The sequence below is a fragment of the Vibrio jasicida CAIM 1864 = LMG 25398 genome (genome assembly GCF_000400365.1).
GTDB lineage: Bacteria > Pseudomonadota > Gammaproteobacteria > Enterobacterales > Vibrionaceae > Vibrio > Vibrio jasicida.
Window position 1 is genome coordinate 90,287 of sequence record NZ_BAOG01000023.1, and the last position, 19,159, is coordinate 109,445.

Below are 19,159 nucleotides of genomic sequence, written 5' to 3' on the forward strand. Positions count from 1 at the left end.
GCAGCTATGCAGATTTCTCCAAGTCTGATATTCCTTGGAATTGGTATCGGGATTTTTTTGATTATTCTTGTGTTTCTTACCACCCGATATAAAAAAGTTCGAGGTGAAGGCGACGCGCTTATTGTAAACGGACTGCATGCTACTCGCGCTTCTTTAACTGGTACTTTTGTTTGGCCAGTGATCAATAAATTTGAGTTCATGGATATTACTCGTAAAAAAATCTCTGTCGTTAGAAGTGGTCGTAAAGACCAAGAAGGCGAAGAATATGAGGGCCTGCATTGCCGAGATAATATTCGTGCGGACCTTAAAGTCGATTTCTATATCGGTGTGAATCATGAAGAAGAAGACATTGTTCGTGTTGCTAAACTCTTTACTGCTCATGATGCTTCTAACCTAGACCGCTTAAAAGAGCACTTCCAACCTAAGTTTTCTGAAGCTCTTAAAACGGCGGTAAAACAGTTTGAATTCGAAGAGCTGTTAACTAATCGTCGTGCGTTTCGTGATGCCGTTGTTGATGTAATCGGTAGCGAAATGGATGGCTTTAAAATCTATGATGTTGTGATCGATAAAGTCGACCAAACGGCTTTAGATGCGCACAGCCCAGGCAATATTCTCGACGTAGAAGGCATTCGTAAAATCTCTGCTATTACCGCGCAAAAGAACACGGAAACTAACGCGATTCGTCAGGATGAGCAAACGACCATCAAGAAGAAAAACGTTGAGGCCGAAGCGAATCGTCTCCAGCTTGATAAACAAGAGAAAGAGAGCATAGCTCGTACTCAGCGTGAAATCGATATTATCAAAGCGCAAGAAGAGGCGTTGGCTGCTGAAAAACGTGAAGAATATGAGCGAATTACTAAGCTAGCTGAACTTGAAACCGAGGAAGAAGTTGCTAAGAAACGCGAAAGTGTCGAGATGGAAGTCGAAATGACACGTATTGCAAATCAGCGCCAAGTGGCAATTCAACAAGAAGAGCTTAATCGTTCCGTCGAGACTGAACGAGTTCGCACTTCAGCGGAAGTCGCTGAAAAAGAAATGCAGAAAGAGACGACGGTTGAAGAAGCGATGAAGTCTGTCGCAGAGACTCGTTCTCAGCGCGTTGAAATCGAACGTAAGATTGCGCGCGAAGAGGAAGAAACGGAAAACTTGCGCGTGAATGAGCGTGTAAACCGTGAAAAACGCATCAAGCTGACGGAAGCAGAAGCGGTTGCGGAATCTGCTCAGATCGAACTATTGGTTGCAGCTCGTGCAGAGAAAGACGCAGCTCGTGAACGTTCTGAACGTATCTTGATCGAAAACGAAGCTGAGATGAAAGTGAAGACTCGTGACGCGGAAAATGAGTTGGCAGTGAAGACTCGCCAAGCTGAAGCGGAACAGGTGGTCACAACCAAACGTGCGGAAGCAGAATTTGTGGCGAAAGATCGTGAAGCCGCAGCGAAAGAGCGCATGGCACAAGCAGAGAAAGAGTTGATTAGTGCAACAGGTCTTGCTGAAGTGGAAGTAGAGCGTGAGCGTGCGCTTGCGATAAAAGAGACGGGTGAAGCAGAAGCTTACACCTTGCAAAGTGCCGGTGAAGCCGAAGCTCAAGCCCTACGTGCTAAAGGCCTGGCAGAAGCAGAAGCTCAGACAGCTCGTTTCGAGGCGGCTCAGCAATATGATGATCACACACGTGAACACGACAAGTGGGTGATGCAGTTACAGCAAGAGAAAGACCTTGAATTGGCGCGTATTGATGCTCAGAAGACTGTGGTCGGAGCGAATGCTCAAGCCTTGGGCGAGGCGCTATCGAAGGCAGATATCCGTTTGTTTGGTGGTGAAGGGATGGAGCAAATCCGCCGCACTATCATGGATGCTGCTGTCGTTGATGCGAAGTTTAACGAATCAGAGGTTCTTAACCCACTGGTCTCAGATTACGTAAATGGCAACCGTAGCTTGCCGCAAGACATCAAAGACGTGTTAGAGAGTACGGAACTGAAAAGTAGTGATTTGAGTAACGTTGCTTTAGCGGGTTTGCTGAATTCACAAGGTGGCGCCGCGGAGCTGATGAAGAAAATTCAAAGCTCATTAGACACAACAACCAGCGATAAATCTTAACCTTTCATTCTCTCTAAAAAATCCCGCTTCATCGTAAGCGGGATTTATAGGTATTAGCATGTCAGATATGACTCAAAAAGCGGTGAGTGATGCTGGTGCATACGATGTTTTAAAGACGCGTTTGTTGCAGCAAGGCAGCCAGCTAAAGTCTCTCTCCCAATCCTTCAATCAGCAACGTCAAGAAACGTTTGGCGGTCAAGATTTCAAGTTGATCGGCAAGGTCAATGTTCAAACCGATGCCAAGTGTATTCCGATCGACATGGCTCAGGTAAACCAGCATTTACTGTTCGGTTATCATGTCCAAGTCGGGATGAAAGCGACCCCTTCGTTAGATGATGTCTTCGGGCTTTATCAGCTTCACGAAAATGAAGGTACGTTCCGTGTAGAACGCCTTCCACTTGAATCCAGTTTTTTATCGGATTCTCGTTTTACCCATGAATTGACGGAACTGTTTACTTACTACCGAGACGCGAGGCTTTCTCAAATCTCTCGTCAAGAAAGCACGCTTTACCTCGCCTTCCAAATCGGAATGCGCCCGGAAGACAGGAAAGTATTTCGTTTTCAGATCAACGCCCACTCTATCGAGTACATTGATTCTTTGGGGCAAAACGCGCTAACCAGTGTTCCTCAACATGATTTTGATTGGATCCCAACAACGCGAGATGATCATGTGCTTGGCGATCATCCGCATGTATCTATTCAAGATAAGCTGTTTGTTGAATGTGTGGGTGGGGACTTAACCATCAAGGTGGAAGACAACACCAAAGATGGCAAAGGTATCTACAGAGAGGACGTTGAAGATCCTCACCAAAGCGTTGCTGATGCACAGATCGACTACGCGTTTGTCGGAGACTTAATCGCGCTTCGAGTAAAGCCAAACCGAGAAAAACACGCTCGATACTTCCTCTACAATTCAGTGAATCAGTCCGTCGTAAGGGCTGATGCATTAAGGGCAAGTGCAAAAACGTTACCTGAAGATCATGGTGTGCTTTACGCTAATGGTTATGTTTTATCAAATGGCGAAGACAAACAGTTCGCCTTTGAAGCTGACCAGCTCAAGTTTTTCCAACAGATCACGTCACCGAATGGTGAAGACATTCTTTATATCTTTTTCAACGCCGTTGAAGGTTATTACATCGCCTACACCTACAACTTGATTGAAAAGAAATTTGAAGCGCCAATGGAAAGCCACGGTTACAGCTTATACCCAGATGGCCGCTGGTTAGTGTTTCAACTGTCAGAAAATGAAGAGGCGTCTACCATCCACCCAATGAGAATTTGGGATACGCCATTTTCTACACCAGAGCACTATGCGAAGGTCAATGCGCAAACTCAAGGCAGCAGTCCACTGTTCAATCTTGGTAATACTGAGCTAGTGCGAGCACTGTCTTCTGTACTTTCGATTTGCCAATTAGCACAGAGTGAAGAGGTGACTCAAGCGGCCTATGAGGTACTGATAAAGCAGTGTCGTTCAACGCTCGATCACTACACCTGGCTCAATCATGATTACGCTTGTGGAATAGGCAGTGCGATCAATGAACTCATGGGGACTACCGATAAGATCATCGATGAGTTTGCCAAAGTTCAACAGCTACAAAAACATGCAGCAAGCAGTCTTGATAAGCAAAAATCTGCGGTTTCCGAGCTTATCGGGAAAATCAAACTGGCACCCAAAGAGCAAGCGAACACGCTACTGAGTTTACTTAGTGAGGTAAAAGGGCAAGTTGGCGTGACTATGTCGCTCCGTCAGCAGCATTATATTGATGAGGTTCAAGTTGACCGTTTGCTTGAAGAATTACAGGCACAGCGTGAGTCACTTAACCTACACTTGCTCACTCTTCTTCAGGACGAAAAAGCGTATGTCCCGTTCAAGAAGCAAATTCAGAAAATCGAGTTACAACTCGAAGAAGTGAGCAAAACTGCGGAGATTCAGAAACTAAGCGAAGAAGTTGAAACACTTCGTCATGAGCTTCAAATAGTGACGGAAGAAGTTACAGACATCGAAACCGAAGACCCGACACAAGCAACTCGGATCTTAGACCTTACGACAGAAGTAACGTCGCTGCTTAACACTGTTTCAGCCAAGCTAAGAGCAAAATCTCAAGGCTTACAAAGCGAAGAAGCTCAAGCGGAATTTAGTGCTCAATTTAAGCTACTCAGCCAGTCGGTGAGCAGTGCAATGGAGCAAGCGTTAACGCCAGATGATTGTGATACCCAGCTTGCTAAGCTCGTTGGGCAACTGGATAAGTTAGAGTCGCGTTTTGCAGATTTCGACCAGTTTTTGACCGAAATATATTCAAAGCGTGATGAGATCCAATCGACACTGGATAACCACAAGCAACAGCTCATAGCGGGTCAACAACGTCGAGTTCAAAACTTGCTCCAAGCGGCGAATGTCACTATGAGCAGCGTAGAAAAGCGCGTTGAACGATTCGATGATGTTGCAGGGCTGAACAGCTACTTTGCCACCGACGCAATGGTTCTCAAGCTACAACAGTTGTCTCAGACTATTCGTGAGCTTGGCGACAGTGTGAAAGCTGACAGTGTTGACGCAAAATTGAAATCGCTTCAAGACCAATCTTTGCGTGCGCTACGTGATAACCAAGACATCTTCGAGAAAGGTGGAACCGTTCTGCGTTTAGGCAAGCATAGGTTCAGTGTGAACCAGCAACCACTGGACCTTAGTTTGGTCGATCAAAGTGGTGAATTGGCGTTACACATTTCCGGTACGGATTTTTACCAAGCAGTTGAAGATAAAGCATTCCTCGACTTGCAAACCGTTTCTCGTTTAGACGTAGCCTCAGAAAGTGAAGATGTCTATCGAGCGGAATATCTGGCGTATTTGATCTTGCATCAAGCTTCTATCAATCAAGATGGGCAGAGCCTAGAAACGCTTTATGAAGCTTTGAAAGAAGATAAGTTGAATGAACTCGTTCAACGCTTTGCGGCGCCACGTTATCGAGAAGGGTATGTCAAAGGTATCCACGACCACGATGCAGTCAACATTTTACGTAAAGTGCTGCCTGTTTATCAGCAAGCGGGTTTACTGCGTTACAGCCAAACTGCTCGCTCAAAAGCCATCTTGTGGTTACTGGAGCAAGATGCTGACCAAATAGTTCACTATCAACAACAGGCGCAAAACGCGAAGTTATTGCGAGAGCATTTAAATGCATCGCAAGCGTATCAAGAGCTGCAAAAACAACTGGTTGATTCCCTAAATGATGATCAACATGAAGCCGCTGACTACCTTGCGCAGCTATTGAGTGAGCAAGATTGGCAAATTGAAGTGAGCCAGGATTCTCTTTCTCTCTGTGAAGATTATTTGCAATTTAGACGCAGTTTGGGCTGGCAACCTCAACCGCTCAGCTTTACCGAATCATTTAACGATCATCATCAGTGGTTAAGCGCGTACACTGCGAAAAAGCAATACGGTCAGGCATTCGCATGCGAAGCGGCGACGGTTGCTGTGGTGAATACCTTGTCAGAGAAAAGGCTAGCCAGTATCGATTTTTCATTGGTGTGTCATGTCGAAGGATTACTGGGAGAGCACACTCGAATTAGCAAAGGCAGTTTAGAGCTCGTATTGGATGATTTTATTCAAAGAAACGAACATCACCGAAGCTCTGTGGTTCCGAGCTTTGAAGCTTATCTATCCCAGCGCACTCAGTTGTTGAGTTCTGCTAAAGAAGATTTCCGTCTTAGTGAGTTTAAACCTCGCCCATTAACGTCATTTGTGCGCAACAAGCTGATCAGTGAGAGTTACTTACCTCTTATTGGCGACAACTTTGCTAAGCAAATGGGCACGTTAGGCGATAAAAAGCGTACTGACTTGATGGGTATGCTACTTCTTATCTCTCCGCCTGGTTACGGTAAAACGACGTTAATTGAGTATGTTGCGCACAAATTAGGTTTGGTGTTTATGAAGATCAATGGCCCATCCATCGGTCATCAAGCGACATCCCTCGATCCAGCCGACGCCCCTGATCAAAATGCGGCGCGTGAAATTGAAAAAATTAACCTCGCGTTCGAGATGGGCAACAATGTGTTGCTGTACTTGGATGATATTCAACATACCCATCCTGAATTTTTACAGAAATTCATCTCACTCTGTGACGGTACTCGCCGCATAGAAGGTACATGGAAAGGGAGAACGAAAACCTACGACATGCGTGGCAAAAAGTTTGCCGTCGTCATGGCGGGTAACCCGTACACCGAGAGTGGTGAAGCGTTCCGAATCCCAGATATGTTGGCTAACCGTGCGGACATCTACAACCTCGGTGACATGCTGTCTGACCAAAAATCGATCTTCGACTTAAGCTTTATCGAAAACTCCCTCACCTCCAACAATGTTCTTGCGCCTTTAGCAACGCGAGATCTGAATGATTTGTACCGCTTTGTCAGAATGGCAGAGGGAGAAAGCATCGCGCTGAGTGAGATGAGCCATTCGTACTCAGCAATCGAATCTGGCGAGATCGTGACAACCCTACAAAAACTGATCATGGCTCAGCAAATTGTGCTGAAGGTGAATCAGCAGTACATCAAGTCAGCCGCAACAGCGGATCAGTATCGTGTCGAACCGCCATTCAAGCTGCAAGGCTCGTATCGAAACATGAATAAACTGGCGGAGAAAATCTCGTCAGTGATGACCGACCAAGAGATGAACACGCTGCTTCAAGATCACTATCAGGGTGAAGCGCAAACGCTGGCTGCGGGCACTGAAGAGAACCTACTTAAGCTTGCAGAGCTACGTGGTGACATGACGGATGAACAGCGAGCTCGTTGGTCTGAAATCAAAGAAGGGTATCAGCGTCAGCAAATGATGGGTGATTCAGAAGACAGAGCCGGACAGGTGGTGCAGCAACTTGCCATGCTGAATCAGCACGTTGCTCGCTTTGGTAACCATGAACAGGAGGGCAACTAAATGAATCGACAGAAATGGTCTGCATGGTTGGAGGCCTCGATACAAGATTACCGCCTAGATGATAGTGAGCGAAGAGAGCTCCAATCGGAGCTGCAGGATTCGGTATTAAGTCATGAAGACCGTTCGTACCTGCGGAATTTGAGCTTTAAGCTTGTACAACAAGAAATACAAAACCAAGGTGATTCAGCCGCTTTGGTTCGCTGGTTAGAGCGAGTAGTCAAAGTCTTAGACAATGTAATGAGTGCGAATTCGGCAGATACCGCGTCGAGTTGGTTTTCACCGGGTAGAGCGTGCGCATCCGGCATTATTGAACAGCTGAAACTGGCTCGTCATTCAGTGGATATCTGCGTTTTCACGATTGCAGATAATGACTTAACCGATCAGATCCTTGCGGCGCATAAAAGAGGCGTGGCGGTCCGAATCGTGACCGACAACGACAAAATGTACGATAAAGGCAGTGATGTTGAATATCTTGCAGCACAAGGTGTGGCGGTTAAAATTGATACCACTCGATATCATATGCACCACAAGTTCGCGATATTCGACCAACAGCGGTTGATCAATGGCAGCTTTAACTGGACACGCAGTGCTTCTAAATACAATCAGGAAGATATTACGCTTACCGACGACCGCAGGTTTGTTTCTGCGTTCTCAAGACAATTTGAAACGTTATGGCAAAAGTTCCCTTGTCATAAGCCGTCATAAATATAGGGAGATCCCATGACCGAATTGATGAATTCTGAACATCAGGTACTTGAGGTGGACGCTACTCCTCAAATCGTCGCGCTAGCAGAGCAATTTGATGCGTTTGACAGTGTAGCGACGATCACTTTTGGTAAAGAAGCACTAGAAAAAATCACCGCTTTCTCTGACGAAGTGTTAGAGCAAGTCCGTGTTCGCGACAGCGGTGAAGCGGGCGATATTTTGCATGCAATGGTATCGTCCATGGACAGCGCTGAATTCTCAAATCTAGGCAAAACCAGCTTATTATCGAGACTTCCTCTAGTCGGTGAGCTTTTTGATTCATTCAAAAAATTCTCGGCAAGTTTTGATTCAGTGAAAAGCCAATTGGAACAGCTTTCAGGGCGTTTAGAAGCACAAGAGATGAAGTTGGCTCATGATATTACCCAGCTCGATACACTCTATGATCATAACTTAGATCTGCTCGGCGGATTAGAGCAGTACATCGCCGCTGGTAGGTATAAGTTAAATCAGCTTACTCAGAATGTGTTACCAAGCTTACTGGCGCAATCTGAGCAAAGTGGCGACGCGTTGGATGCCCAGAAATATCGGGATGCGACCCAAGCCGTTGCGCGTTTAGAAAAGCGCGTGCATAACCTTGAGCTTACTCGCCTTGCTGCTATCCAAACTGCGCCCCAGATTCGATTGTCTCAAGAAGGCAATAAAATGCTGATGGAAGACATTCAAGATATCGTTCACAACACCTTCCCATTGTGGAAGCGCCAATTCTTGATTGCGATCTCTAATTACGAAAAAGAGAAAGCGTTGAAGGTAACGCGCGCGGTGAAGGATTACACCAATAAGCAATATGTGCAAAACGCGGAGAAACTGAAGGCGTTAGAAGAACAAATTGCAGAAAACTACCAGCGTGGCATTCTCGATCTCGATTCTCTAGAGACCGTGAATCAACTGACGATAGAAACGTTGAACAATACACTATCTCGAGTGAAGGAAGGCAGAGCGCAACGCGAGCAGGCTCAGCAAGTGATTGAGCGAGCAGAGGCGGAACTTAAACAAGCGCTTCAGCAAACCTTGTAAGGTGAATCATCTAAAAATCACTCCCTTACTCATTTTTTATCTACTTTTAACGAGTAATAGAAAATAGGGAGTGATTTTTTGGTAAAAGAGACAGCGTGGTTTCATGCCGAGTTTACAGAACCACATCAGCGGTGATTGCGCTTACATGTGACCAGAACCGTGGAACATGCCACCGAACATTCCGCCAAATATCATCCCTAAAATGCTGAAGATGATCCCTAGAATGATCATCGCAGGAATGGAAGCGATAGCGAACTTGACCATAAAGATCACCATCGACATAAATGGCATCTTAATATCAACAACCGTCACTTCTTGTTTTGTAGTTTCATCAGACACGAGCGTTCTCCTAAATTTGCATTCTGAATATGCAGCCAGTTTATTACACTCAAACTGAAGAAAACGTTGAGCTGCGTTGCGCTTTTCCCTTTATGGGATAACAACTGATTAATTTGAGAAATACGGCACGCTATGAATCGCTATCAGAGGCGGGTAAAGCCCTTCAACCAAGCGCCGGATAATCCGTATAACCGTGTTCATTGCCACCAAAAAGCGTAGAGCTATCCAGTTCTGCCAGAGGTTGTTGGTGCTGTAAGCGCGCCACCAAATCTGGGTTAGACACAAATGGGCGTCCAAAAGCGACTAAATCCGCATAACCTTTCTCAAGCACCTCGTCGGCACGCTCTTGGGTGTAACTGCCAGCCACGATAATCGTATTGGTGAAGTATTCGCGCAGCTCGATGCGGAAGCTTTCTGGAATCACTGGTGCGTCGTCCCAATCCGCTTCAGACAGGTGTAAGTACGCAATATCACGAGCTTGAAGTTGTTTCGATGCATCAAGGATGGTTGGCACAATATCTGGGCAGTTCATGTCCTTGAAAGTGATGAAAGGTGCGAGTCGTACTCCCACTTTGTTGGCACCAATGGCTTCGCTCACCGCATCGACCACTTCTAACAAAAAGCGAAGTCGGTTTTCGCGAGTTCCGCCGTAGTTATCAGTTCTGTGGTTTGAATTGGTACGTAGGAACTGGTCAATCAGGTAACCATTACCGCCATGGATTTCAACGCCATCGAAGCCAGCTTCAATCGCACGTTTCGCGGCATGGGCGAAATCACTCACTACACGGTTAATATCGGCTTGAGTCATGGCTCGTGGCTCTACACAATCGACCATGTTGCCATTGCCTTGTTCGTCGGCAATCCACACTTGGGTTTCTACAGGTTTTAGTGCTGATGGGGCAATAGGCTGTTCGCCTTTTTGGAATGTCGGGTGTGATACACGGCCAACATGCCATAACTGACAAAACATAGCTGCGCCTTGCTCTTTTGCTGCTTGAGTGACGGTTTTCCAGCCTGCCACTTGTTCATCAGTGTAGACGCCTGGTGTGAATGAGTAACCCTGCGAATCGTCTGAAATCTGGGTCGCTTCAGAGATGATTAACCCTGCGGTAGCGCGCTGCTTGTAGTAAGTCGCCATCATTTGGTTTGGAATGTTTCCCGGTTGGCTGGTGCGTGCTCGGGTCATTGGAGCCATGGCTACGCGGTTTTGCAGAGTTAGTTGTTTCAGCTGTGCTGGTTCAAATAGTTTGCTCATGATCGGTTCCTTACTTAAGTAGTGGTACTTGGGTTTTGTTGCTTACCGATTCCATCCAATCTTTCACGGTGTTGTCCCATTGGATTTCTGCGGCACTGAAGAACCCGCGCAAAATAGAAAATAAGATCGCTTCGTCTACCAACGTCACATGCTGGTAGGAATCGAGATTCAACACACTTTTCACACGTTCGATGAGCACTTCTACCTCTTTGGCAATGTTTGGTGTGTCTTGCAGAAGTGCATCAAAATTGAGTGCTTCAGTTTCCTTTTTCGCGCGCCAAGCGAGCTGTGCAGACTGAGTGGCAAACTCTGGTAAATCCATGTTTGACCAACGTGGGTAACCCACTTTCTGCAATGGAAGAAACGCAATTTTTTGCCAATCCAGCGCTTGCTGAGATGGTTGGCTTGTTTCACTTGATGTAGCCAGTTCAAGGAGGTAAGCGATGATATCTAGGCTTTCTGCCATCGCTTCACCGTTGTCTTTGATAAGAAGTGGTACTTGCTTGGTTCCAATCAGGTCTGTTGTGGTTTTGCCATCGTCATAAGCAATATTGATGATGTCGAGTTGGATATTCAGCATGCCAGCAACGTAGCGGGCGCGAGCACTGAATGGGCAATGTTCGTAAATGTAGAGTTTCATAGTGTTTTCCTGGTGATTTGTATTGGGTAGCCCCGCTTGTTCGGGAGGCGTTAAGTCAGGGCTACCAGTAGGGATGAAATTAGTTGTTGAAGCTTGGTGTTAAGTCGGTTTGTTTGCTTTCTTTGCGGTTCGCCTTGGCGATGAATAACAAACCAATCAATGGAACAATGATGGCTGCGTAAGGGATCATGCCTGCGCCCATTTGGCTATCGAGCACCATGCCGCCTAAGAAACCACCAAAGGCATTGGCTAAGTTGAACGCAGAGATGTTTGCCGTCGCTGCTAACTCTTGACCTTCACCACCGTGGTTCATTACTCGAAGCTGCATTGCTGGCACGTTAGCGAATGACGCAATACCAAATACAAAGGCGGTGGCAATAAACAGAACTTTGCTGTCGACAGCTAGGCCGACCAGTACCAGTGACACAATCATCGCGATAGCCCAGAACATGGACGCTTTTTGTAGGTTTTTATCTGATGAACGACCACCCATGGTGTTGCCGACAATCAGACCGACACCAACGATAACTAGAATCCAAGTCACGGCACTTTCACCAAAGCCAGTGATGTGCATGGCGATAGGGGCGATGTAGCCATACAAAGCCATAAACCCCGACCAAGCAAATACGGTGATCGCAAGGCTGATAAGTAGCATTGGGTTTTTGAACGCAGCCAATTGCGCTTTGACATCTTTTGCTTCGCCATGACCAGTCGATTTGATCACTGAAGTGATGAAGAACAGAGCCACTAAACCAAAAGCAGCAACGGTCAAGAAAGTGGTGTGCCAGCCGAATTGCAAGCCAATCCAAGTACCGCCAGGCACACCTAAAACGTTAGCCAGTGTAAGGCCTGCGAACATCTGTCCGACCGCACGACCTGCCATTTTTTCTGAAACCAAATTGGTCGCCACCACAGCACCGATGCCGTAGAAAGGGCCTTGAACCAAGCCCGTGATCACTCGGCTGACCATCAACACAAAGTAGTTAGGTGCGAAAGCGGACAATACGTTGCCGAGAATAAACAGCACCATTAGCCCAGCCAGTACGGCTTTCTTGTTAAAGCGTGCTAAGTAAATCGTAAGTAGTGGGCCGCCGAACACAATGGCAAGTGCGTAGGCACTGATTAGGTAACCCGCTTGCCCTTCCGTGATGGACAAAGAGTTGGCGACTTGGGGAAGGATTCCAGCAATAACAAATTCCGCGGTACCGATAGCAAAAGCTGCAAGCGTTAGGATCCATACCTGCAGCGGCATTTTTTCTTTATTCATGGGGGAGTCTCTTTTTTTTATTTCGTTTGAACCCATTGGTGCCATGCTTTTTTATTGCTCTGGCACCTTGTTTTTATTTGCGGTTAGCTAAGCGGGTGTTGTTAGCCAAGCAGTGCGCCACCATCAACATCAATCACGGCGCCGGTCATGTAGCTGTTTTCAATCAGAAGTAAGTAAGCTTTTGCAACGTCACTGGCTTCGCCAACTTTGCCTACGGGCAAGCTATTTTGTGTGCGTTGGTACATGGCATTTCTGTCGTCTTCGTTCATGCCTTGATACGCCTCAGTTCTAGTCAAACCTGGGCTGACCGCATTTACTCGGATAGGAGCCAATTCTTTCGCCAGTACTTTCGTGGTCGCTTCAATGGCCGCGTTGATGGCAGTTTTGACGTAGGTGTTAGCAACAACTTTGCGCGATAACATGCCGGAAGTTAGCGTGATTGAGCCGCCTTTCTTGATGTAGCGTGCGCCATGTTTCGCCGCGTTGATTGCGCCCCAAAACTTGGTATCGAACGCGTATTTTGCTTGGGAAACTTCTACATCCACCACTTTGCCTGCCGGAGCATAAGAACCTGCGGTGACGATCAGGTGGTCAAAAGCACCAATGGTTTCGAAGTAGTGGTAAACCGACTGTTCATCGCTGATGTCTAACCCTGTTTTGCGGCTCGCTACGTGGACAACCGCATTGTCGCTTGCAAGTTGTTGGCTAAGTTCAGCACCAATACCTGATGTGCCACCGAGTACTACATAAACGGTTTTTTCTGTTTTCATGATTTGTTTCTCCAATCTCGTTTCGTTGGAGCCAGTATATTGATTGGAAGAAATTTGATAATTGGGTAATATTTGAATTGATTATTCAGTTCAGTCGAATAATTAGGTTTTAGGAGGGAATGTGGACAAGTTTTCGGATATGACGCTGTTTGTCAGCATAGTGAAGAACCAAGGGCTGGCGGCAGCTGGCAGAGAGCTCGGCTTATCGCCGGCAACAGTAACGGCAAGATTGCAGTCGCTGGAAGACCGTTATGGGGTGAAATTACTTAATCGCAGTACAAGGCATATTTCACTGACGGACTCTGGCGCTATGTACCATCAGGCATGCTTGGAAATCATCGACAGCGTTAAAGAGACGGAGAACTTGCTCCAAACTGGCACCAAAGAAGTGCGCGGCACACTTAAAATCTCGGCTCCTCGTGATATTGGTAAGCAATATATTTCGCCAATACTGTCGGAATTTAGTCAGCTCTATCCTGATGTGATCCCTTATCTGTATTTGAACGATAACTTATCCAACTTGGCGGAGTCCGGTTTGGATATTGTTATCCGATATGGAGAGCTAGCCGACAGCAACCTTATCTCTCGCAAACTGGCGTCCAGTCGCCGAGTGCTTTGTGCTTCTCCTCAGTATTTGGCAAAGAAAGGCACGCCGATCACGCCACAAGATTTAGCACATCACGATTGTTTAGCCATGGTTCGCAGCAATGAAGAGTTGAAAACATGGCACTTTCAAGATGAAGAGCAGCACAATGTTGTTACTGTCGTACCGAAGCGTTTTTCTGATGATGGCGAAGTGATTCGTCAATGGGCGTTAGATGGGGCCGGTATTGCGTTGAAATCGATTCTCGATGTACAAGAGGACATCAAACAGCAGCGTTTAGTGACGGTGTTAAATGGCTATATGAAGAACTTCAACGCATCGACCTCTTCTGCAGGCGCGGATTTGAACGTGATTTACCTGAGCCGCCAGTATCAACCCAAGCGACTTCGTTTGTTTTTGGACTTCTTAATTGAGCGTTTTCATAACCAGTTTCCGGAATAAGCAAGACTTAGACGGCAACCCGTAATCTAGGCCATGTGATTAACCAGTTTTTGGATTCTACCCGAGATTGAAACAGCGCCCATGTTCGCTTGGGGTTGTAAGTAATCTGACCTTCAAACAAAGACTCAAATCCGAACGCTGAAATGCACTCTATCTGGTTCTTTTCGTTCAATCTGGCAGCGACCGCCGTCTCTTTTTCTGGCCAGTAACTCATCGCATCTAAGGTACTTTGGTATGGCTTATCACCATTCCTTAGGTGCATGATTGCTTGATTGCGCACTTGCCAGTTGAGCTCTGGCATTAAGGCGTTTAGCTGCGCTTCGTATTTGAGGTAGGTTTGTTCGGCCAACTCATTCGGATCGAAATAAACAACATCAAGATCGTTTAATGGTGTTGGATTTTGCTTCTGGTGAAGGTTATCCCAAACTAAGTTTCGCACAAAGCCCGCAGCAATGTAGCAATCTGGCAAAGCCAGTGATCGAACACACTCCAATGCTTGAATGCGAAGTGGATTTCCTGCCAACAACTGGGCAAGTTTTTCTTCAAACATCGGTATTATTTCGCTGGTGGCAGTTCAATGCCTAGTTCATCGCGTTTTCGCTTACTCAAGCCAAGTGCAACCAAACGATAAGATTCTGATAAATAGTACTTTAGATCTTCGTCTAGGCGTCCGGAGGTTTCCGTTTGCTGAATCCATTTCATACCTCGGTTAGCGAAATAAGGGGCAGGAATATAACCCTCATAATCGCTTAAAAAATCGAAGTTTAAAGGGGAAGTCTTAAACGTAAATGCAGGCTGCTTGTCTTTACTCCAGCCACCAATAGCAAACACCTTTCCGCCTACTTTCCAAACGTGCGCATCACCCCATTGAACAACATGAGAAGTGGCAGTGAATGAGCCGCAGAATTGATTAAATTCATCGTATGTCATTGGGTTACCTCAATAGTGATTAGCTTAAATTTTGGGCTAGTTTAGTGATGTGTGCAATCAAAGCCAAGTGAGATTCTGAGGTTTCCCTTCTATGACGATAGATGCCGACAGTACCCGGCTTAGGCTGTGATTCCACGGTTAAGATTTTCAACCCTAACGATTGTAAGTAATCGCTCAGGTAGCTGGTATAAGACATCACGGCTATGCCGCTTTTTAGTACATCAATACTCGCAAGTAACGAATCGACTTCGTAAGTTGGACGGTTATCAAGTTGCTGACGTTCCCTTTCGTTTTGCTTGGGAATCGGGTTGTCTAAAACATGGTTAAACTTTTTTGCATCATAGGTGACGGATAGGGCGGGGTATTCATGGAGCATTTGTTTCGTCACCATTTTACCCAAAAGTGGATGATTGGGAGAGACAAAGTAGGCGTCAACAGTTTGAAATAAAGGAATAAAAGTAACATCACACTTTGACGACAACCCTACAATTTCATGACCAATGAAGAATTCAATTTGCTCATTAATCAAAGAATCCATTAAACCCAAATGATTGCCAAATTCGACGTGTGTAGATGCGGATGGTTGCTGAGATAAATGTTCATCTAAGGCTTGTTTTACGAACAAAGGCCACCACGCATCTCCGGTTCCTATTTTTATTTTGCCGACTTGATACTGCTTCCTTTCTTCAATGCCTTGCATCATTTGATTATATTCGTGCTGCATCGCATCGCTATGACGATAGAGAATACGACCAAACTCGGTCAGAACCATGCCGCTTTGGTGGCGTTCAAAGAGTGTGACGCCAAGAGACTCTTCCAGCTTTTTTAAATTACTCGTCATTGTCGGTTGGCTTAGTCCGGCCATCCTTGCGGCGGCACTTATGCTTTGACAGCGAGCAATCAGTAAAAATTGCTGTAGAGATTTGTCCATTGTTATTCCCTTTTTTAAACAAGGTTTCTTGAAGGTATTGTGCACAATTTCTTTTATAAATCACAAATCTGCTATCTGACATAATTGAATTTATTAGTGTTTCATAGATCTAAATCACTATTGGTGAGCAACATATAGATATTGTCTATAAAGCTGGCGCTGTTACCTATTTTTCTCTGAAGAGCGTGTTCCTTAGACTGTCGCCAAAATAACAATCTAAGGGATGAACATGAAACCAAGTTTTATTGCGCTTGCTGTTGCTGCAACGATGGGATTAGTTGGATGTGGTTCAGATTCTGATACCACGGAGATCGTCGATAAACCCATTATTTCGGAAGATCTTTACTTGCGCGGATTGAATGGCGATTGGGGGACTGCGGAACACGCGAAGCTGAACTATTTAGGGAACAACGAATATGAGACGGTTCTGCGTGTAGCGCGAGGTAGTAATCAATTCAAGATTGCCGATCCTGGCTGGCAAATCCAATACACTCATTTTGAACAGCCTGCGATGTTTGATGAGGCTCAGGACTACTTACCAAAACCAGAAACGAATGAAGCGTGTATGAATGACGACTGCAATTCGGAAATCACGTTTGAAGATAAAGGTTACTATAAGTTCTCTGTGAGTTTTGCGGATGAAAGCAGCGCGACGATGACCGTAACAAAAGCCACGCAGGAAGAGGCAGAGAAGTATTACTCAGATGCTATTTTGGATCCTGAAATGGTGCATGAGGGGCATCAAAATAAAGAACTAAAACTGTTCCGAAACTATGATGACAGCAATGAAACAGTGACATTTTCAGTCAAGGATCCTAAAGCAGATCTGCGTGAATTTGGCATCTCTACCACGACGGAACTGCGAGACGCTCTGGATCAAGGCATGGTGATTACGGAGAAAGAAGGGCCGCGTGTTGTATCTGGCGATCTCGCGTTTGATGCACTGTTCGCTTTGACTATGAAAGAGCTCGATCAACTTGCGGTGTCTGAAATCAAAGACGGCAATTACAACTACAACAAACCAATAAAGGCAGAAGTGTTTGAGACAGGTGCCAAGTGGCATTACGTTTGGACTCGTGATTTGGCATATGCGGCCGACCTTTCCCTTGCGTTGATGAATCCTACGCGCGTTGAAAACGGTTTGGAATTCAAGTTATCAGCCTTCCGAGACTCAACAGATCAACAATACGATGGCGAGCAAATCGTCCAAGATACAGGCACTGGTGGCAGTTGGCCGATCAGTACCGATCGAACAACTTGGGCGCTAGGCGCAGAACGTTTACTGTCGGCACTGGATGGCGAAGCTTACAACCAATTTGCAGAGCGCGCTTACAACGCAGTTAGCAACACGCTAGAAGCCGACCGTTTAGCGGCGTTTGATCAAGACTCAGGCCTTTACACGGGAGAACAGTCGTTCTTGGACTGGCGTGAGCAGACATACTCTACGTGGACGCCTGATGATGTTAATGCGATTGGTAGTAGCAAAGCGTTGTCTACTAACGTGGTTCACTATCGAGCAATGCGCTTAGCGGCGAAGTTGGCAGAACAATTTGACTCTAAAAACGCCGTAAAATATACCGATTGGGCGAATCAGTTGAAGCAATCAATTAATACGCATTTTTGGAATGAGAACCGCGGTATGTACGTCAGCTACCTATTTGACAATGGGCAGGATATTGCGGTCGATAAATATGACATGCTTGGGGAAGCGCTTGCAATTATAAGTGGCATTGCCAGTGATGCTCAGGCGAAGCAAATTATGGAAAACTACCCTCATAGTAAGTTTGGTGTGCCAGTTTACTTCCCTCAACAACCTGATGTTCCTGTGTATCATAACCGTGCGATTTGGCCATTTGTCACCGCATATAGCTTGCGCGCTGCACATCAAACTCAAAACGTAGAAGCGGCGAACAATGCGATTCAATCTTTAGTTCGCGGTACCGCAACGAACTTATCAAATATGGAAAACTTGGAGTGGTTGTCTGGCAAATCGTTCATTATTCATAGCGATCATGGTGCAGATGCTTCTCTTGATGGCCCAGTAATTAACTCCCAGCGCCAGCTATGGTCGGTAGGTGGTTACCTCAATATGGTGGTCGAAACTATCTTTGGTATACACACTGAAACAGGACAATTGGAAGTTAAACCGTTCATTACAGGGTGGGTTCGCAATCAACTTTTTGCTCAATCAGATCAGATTACATTGGAGAACTTTAGCTTCAAGGGGAAAAACTACTCTGTGACGGTTCACCTGCCAGAAGTACAAGGTGAGTCAAACGGTTACTATCCAGTGGAAGAGGTGACGGTTGATGATGGCCACTACCAAGTCACCTTGGGTAGTCTTGTTGCTGACGACAGCAGTATAAAAGTGGTTGATGGAGTCAAACCTTACGCAACGGAAAGTGAAAAAGTCTTTTCTCCAAAAGAGCCTGAGCTCGATGTCGCTCGCACCAACAATAATGTGACGATTGGTGTAACTAGTGACTACAACATTAACTTGTACCGCAATGGTCAACTGATCCAAAGTAATGTTAACGGAAAAGAGTACAGCGATACCTTAAGCGGTTTTGCGTGTTATTTGGCTGAGAGTATTAATGAACAAGGCTTCCGTTCTAACCCAAGTGAACCGGTTTGTGTTGGCGAAGATATTCGCGTCAAACTCGAGGGTGATTACCAACCGCTAAAAGACGATGTATCGGTAGTCACTGTCAGCAAAGATAGTGGTGATGTAAATGGTCTGAGTGCTTTCACCGTCCCTACCAACGGGCAATACCAATTGGCGGCGTGGTATAACAATAACCTAGGTCAACTAAACACCGGTATTACTAACGCAGTGAAAGAGCTCGAAGTTCTCGACGAATCTGGTCAGTCAGTTGGTAAAGGTTACATTCAAATGGGCCATATTGGTGAGAACAAAGGTATGCGTTACTCAACACCGATTGAAGTTTCCTTGGAACAAGGCAAATCATACCGACTGGTTCTCAAAGACCATTTCAATATGAGTTACTTGAAATCTAATGAAACCTACATTTACTCAGGTGGCGTAGATGGCGAGATGAATGAAGCGCAGATTGCTGATATCCGCATCACACCGCTTCAATAACGTGAATTGAAGTTCTAAGAAAAAGCCGCTGAGATGATCAGCGGCTTTCTATTTAAGTAACCACTGGATGTTCGTTTTAACGTGA

General features: G+C 45.8%; 14 protein-coding genes. 6 read left to right on the forward strand and 8 right to left on the reverse strand.

What is annotated here, in order from left to right:
• Positions 1-6 precede the first annotated feature (6 nt).
• Genes VJL_RS06715 through VJL_RS06730 form a run of 4 tightly spaced genes read left to right on the forward strand, consistent with a single transcriptional unit; the run spans position 7 to position 8,794 of the window.
• Positions 7-2,094, forward strand: coding sequence for a flotillin family protein (locus VJL_RS06715; protein ID WP_038865062.1), 2,088 nt, complete (start codon positions 7-9; stop codon positions 2,092-2,094).
• A 58-nt stretch (positions 2,095-2,152) separates the two neighbouring features.
• Complete coding sequence (locus VJL_RS06720; RefSeq protein ID WP_038876669.1) at positions 2,153-7,015, forward strand: DNA repair ATPase; 4,863 nt, start codon at positions 2,153-2,155, stop codon at positions 7,013-7,015.
• Complete coding sequence (locus VJL_RS06725) at positions 7,016-7,720, forward strand: phospholipase D-like domain-containing protein (protein WP_038876671.1); 705 nt, start codon at positions 7,016-7,018, stop codon at positions 7,718-7,720.
• A gap of 15 nt (positions 7,721-7,735) precedes the next feature.
• The gene (locus tag VJL_RS06730; protein ID WP_038865067.1) at positions 7,736-8,794 is read left to right on the forward strand and encodes a toxic anion resistance protein; all 1,059 of its coding nucleotides are present in this window, start codon (positions 7,736-7,738) and stop codon (positions 8,792-8,794) included.
• 141 nt (positions 8,795-8,935) lie between these two features.
• Here the strand turns inward: VJL_RS06730 and VJL_RS06735 are convergent, their stop codons facing one another.
• The 5 genes from VJL_RS06735 to VJL_RS06755 form a co-directional block, all read right to left on the reverse strand.
• Positions 8,936-9,133, reverse strand: coding sequence for a hypothetical protein (locus VJL_RS06735; RefSeq protein ID WP_038876674.1), 198 nt, complete (start codon positions 9,131-9,133; stop codon positions 8,936-8,938).
• A 163-nt stretch (positions 9,134-9,296) separates the two neighbouring features.
• Positions 9,297-10,388, reverse strand: a complete 1,092-nt coding sequence (locus VJL_RS06740; protein WP_038876675.1) for an alkene reductase — start codon at positions 10,386-10,388, stop codon at positions 9,297-9,299.
• A gap of 10 nt (positions 10,389-10,398) precedes the next feature.
• The gene (locus VJL_RS06745) at positions 10,399-11,028 is read right to left on the reverse strand and encodes a GrxB family glutaredoxin (protein WP_038876677.1); all 630 of its coding nucleotides are present in this window, start codon (positions 11,026-11,028) and stop codon (positions 10,399-10,401) included.
• Between the two features lie 79 nt (positions 11,029-11,107).
• Entirely contained in the window at positions 11,108-12,295 is a 1,188-nt protein-coding gene (locus VJL_RS06750; RefSeq protein WP_038876679.1) for an MFS transporter, read from the reverse strand.
• Between the two features lie 101 nt (positions 12,296-12,396).
• A complete protein-coding gene (locus VJL_RS06755; RefSeq protein WP_038876682.1) occupies positions 12,397-13,065 on the reverse strand; it encodes an SDR family oxidoreductase in 669 nt (222 codons plus the stop codon).
• A gap of 121 nt (positions 13,066-13,186) precedes the next feature.
• Here VJL_RS06755 and VJL_RS06760 point away from each other — a divergent pair, with 121 nt between their 5' ends.
• The gene (locus VJL_RS06760) at positions 13,187-14,110 is read left to right on the forward strand and encodes a LysR family transcriptional regulator (protein WP_038876685.1); all 924 of its coding nucleotides are present in this window, start codon (positions 13,187-13,189) and stop codon (positions 14,108-14,110) included.
• A gap of 7 nt (positions 14,111-14,117) precedes the next feature.
• Here VJL_RS06760 and VJL_RS06765 read toward each other — a convergent pair whose 3' ends face one another.
• From VJL_RS06765 to VJL_RS06775, 3 genes are read right to left on the reverse strand one after another with little or no spacing between them, the layout of a single operon-like run.
• Entirely contained in the window at positions 14,118-14,660 is a 543-nt protein-coding gene (locus VJL_RS06765) for a nucleotidyltransferase family protein (RefSeq protein ID WP_038876687.1), read from the reverse strand.
• A gap of 5 nt (positions 14,661-14,665) precedes the next feature.
• Positions 14,666-15,040 carry an MmcQ/YjbR family DNA-binding protein gene (locus VJL_RS06770; RefSeq protein WP_038876689.1) on the reverse strand — a complete coding sequence of 125 codons (375 nt, stop codon included), beginning with the start codon at positions 15,038-15,040 and terminating at the stop codon, positions 14,666-14,668.
• A 19-nt stretch (positions 15,041-15,059) separates the two neighbouring features.
• Positions 15,060-15,971 (reverse strand): LysR family transcriptional regulator, encoded by a 912-nt coding sequence (locus VJL_RS06775; protein ID WP_038876690.1) that lies wholly within the window; start codon positions 15,969-15,971, stop codon positions 15,060-15,062.
• Between the two features lie 229 nt (positions 15,972-16,200).
• On the opposite strand from VJL_RS06775, the gene VJL_RS06780 reads away from it, so the two are divergent.
• Positions 16,201-19,074, forward strand: coding sequence for an MGH1-like glycoside hydrolase domain-containing protein (locus tag VJL_RS06780; protein ID WP_038876692.1), 2,874 nt, complete (start codon positions 16,201-16,203; stop codon positions 19,072-19,074).
• Positions 19,075-19,159 lie beyond the last annotated feature (85 nt).